This is a genomic window from Sivoneniella epilithica UHCC 1019 (assembly GCF_040830845.1).
Lineage (GTDB): Bacteria > Cyanobacteriota > Cyanobacteriia > Leptolyngbyales > Leptolyngbyaceae > ULC077BIN1.
The window spans coordinates 1-2,500 of the sequence record NZ_JBFPDP010000101.1; the positions used below are offsets into that span (position 1 = coordinate 1).

Consider the following 2,500-nt stretch of genomic DNA (forward strand, 5'->3'; position numbering starts at 1 on the left):
AGGGGGTTGACAGGGAGGTAGAGAGGGGGGTATCTTAGTAAAGCGGTCGAAACAGGGAAGCGAAAGCGGACTTAAGTAGGACAGCTAGAACCTAGACATAGTAATAGTTTGAGAGCCAAGAGGAACTATAAAACCTCGTCAAAGAAATAGCTTAGCGGGGTAAATCCCGTGTAAGCGAAGGGAAGGGATAAGAGATTTGTATAGATTCGTCTGTATAAGTTTTTTATTTTGATAGAAAGAAGAGCTACAGACATCCAAGCGACTTGAGAGAGTCGGCATAAAATGGAGAGTTTGATCCTGGCTCAGGATGAACGCTGGCGGTATGCTTAACACATGCAAGTCGAACGAAAGTCTTCGGATTTTAGTGGCGGACGGGTGAGTAATGCGTGAGAATCTGCCTATAGGTTGGGGACAACAGATGGAAACGTCTGCTAATACCGAATATGCCGAGAGGTAAAAGCTTAAAGTGCCTGTAGATGAGCTCGCGTCCGATTAGCTAGTTGGTAAGGTAAGAGCTTACCAAGGCGACGATCGGTAGCTGGTCTGAGAGGATGATCAGCCACACTGGGACTGAGACACGGCCCAGACTCCTACGGGAGGCAGCAGTGGGGAATTTTCCGCAATGGGCGAAAGCCTGACGGAGCAATACCGCGTGCGGGACGAAGGCTTTTGGGTCGTAAACCGCTTTTGTTAGGGAAGAACACAATGACGGTACCTAACGAATCAGCATCGGCTAACTCCGTGCCAGCAGCCGCGGTAATACGGAGGATGCAAGCGTTATCCGGAATTATTGGGCGTAAAGCGTCCGCAGGTGGTTTATCAAGTCTGCTGTTAAATCGTAGGGCTTAACCCTATAAAGGCAGTGGAAACTGAGAGACTAGAGTACGGTAGGGGTAGCGGGAATTCCCAGTGTAGCGGTGAAATGCGTAGATATTGGGAAGAACACCAGCGGCGAAAGCGCGCTACTGGGCCGAAACTGACACTCATGGACGAAAGCTAGGGGAGCGAAAGGGATTAGATACCCCTGTAGTCCTAGCTGTAAACGATGACAACTAGGTGTTGCGCGTATCGACCCGTGCAGTGCCGTAGCTAACGCGTTAAGTTGTCCGCCTGGGGAGTACGCACGCAAGTGTGAAACTCAAAGGAATTGACGGGGGCCCGCACAAGCGGTGGAGTATGTGGTTTAATTCGATGCAACGCGAAGAACCTTACCAGGGCTTGACATGTCGCGAATCCCGGTGAAAGTCGGGAGTGCCTTCGGGAGCGCGAACACAGGTGGTGCATGGCTGTCGTCAGCTCGTGTCGTGAGATGTTGGGTTAAGTCCCGCAACGAGCGCAACCCTCGTTTCTAGTTGCCAGCATTAAGTTGGGCACTTTAGAGAGACCGCCGGTGACAAACCGGAGGAAGGTGGGGATGACGTCAAGTCAGCATGCCCCTTACGCCCTGGGCTACACACGTACTACAATGCTATGGACAAAGAGTTGCAAGCCAGCGATGGCAAGCTAATCTCATAAACCATGGCTCAGTTCAGATTGCAGGCTGCAACTCGCCTGCATGAAGGAGGAATCGCTAGTAATCGCAGGTCAGCATACTGCGGTGAATACGTTCCCGGGCCTTGTACACACCGCCCGTCACACCATGGGAGTTGGCCACGCCCGAAGTCATTACTCCAACCGAAAGGAGGGGGATGCCGAAGGCAGGGCTGATGACTGGGGTGAAGTCGTAACAAGGTAGCCGTACCGGAAGGTGTGGCTGGATCACCTCCTTTAAGGGAGACCACCCGCTAACCGAGCTTGAGAGATAGAACGGTTTAGAGGTTAACCTAAGGTCGTTCGAGGTTGAAGTAAGTATCTAAATGGCTTTCAAACTATCTAGGGAAAAGAAACGGGCTATTAGCTCAGGTGGTTAGAGCGCACCCCTGATAAGGGTGAGGTCCCTGGTTCGAGTCCAGGATGGCCCACCATTTATTCAAGGGGGTTTAGCTCAGTTGGTAGAGCGCCTGCTTTGCAAGCAGGATGTCAACGGTTCGAGTCCGTTAACCTCCAGTTGAGTGAAACAATTTTTCCAGCATTTTATCTCAAGGCAATACTGAGCCGTTGAGAAATCCTGCTGGGCAAAAGCTCAGTTAGAACCTTGAAAACTGCATAGTAACTTGTCAGGTAGAAACGATGTCTAATGAATAGCCTTTACACATTTTGTGAAGAGGTTGTGAGATTAGCAAACGTAACACAGACACTAATAAGAAACTCAAAAAAACTGAGAATAGTGGTCAAGCTAATAAGGGCTCATGGTGGATACCTAGGCACACAGAGGCGAAGAAGGACGCAGTTACCGGCGATACGCCCCGGGGAGTTGGAAGCAAGCATTGATCCGGGGGTTTCCGAATGGGGCAACCCTATATACTGCCACCTGAATCTATAGGGTGGAAAGAGCGAACGCAGCGAATTGAAACATCTTAGTAGCTGTAGGAAGAGAAAACAAACGTGATTCCCCTAGTAG

Annotated in this window: 2 tRNA genes and 2 rRNA genes (1 of these 4 cut by a window edge); all 4 read left to right on the top strand. The window is 50.4% G+C overall.

The features are described 5' to 3' along the window. Nucleotides 1-279 precede the first annotated feature (279 nt). Nucleotides 280-1,769 (top strand): 16S ribosomal RNA (locus tag AB3R30_RS26675). Nucleotides 1,770-1,887: 118 nt separating this feature from the next. Beyond that, nucleotides 1,888-1,964, top strand: a tRNA-Ile gene (locus AB3R30_RS26680). 9 nt (nucleotides 1,965-1,973) lie between these two features. Next, nucleotides 1,974-2,046 (top strand) — tRNA-Ala (locus AB3R30_RS26685). A gap of 222 nt (nucleotides 2,047-2,268) precedes the next feature. Further along, nucleotides 2,269-2,500 (top strand): 23S ribosomal RNA (locus tag AB3R30_RS26690); it runs 2,648 nt beyond the window's last position. Together the 16S and 23S rRNA genes with 2 tRNA genes alongside form the textbook arrangement of a ribosomal RNA operon.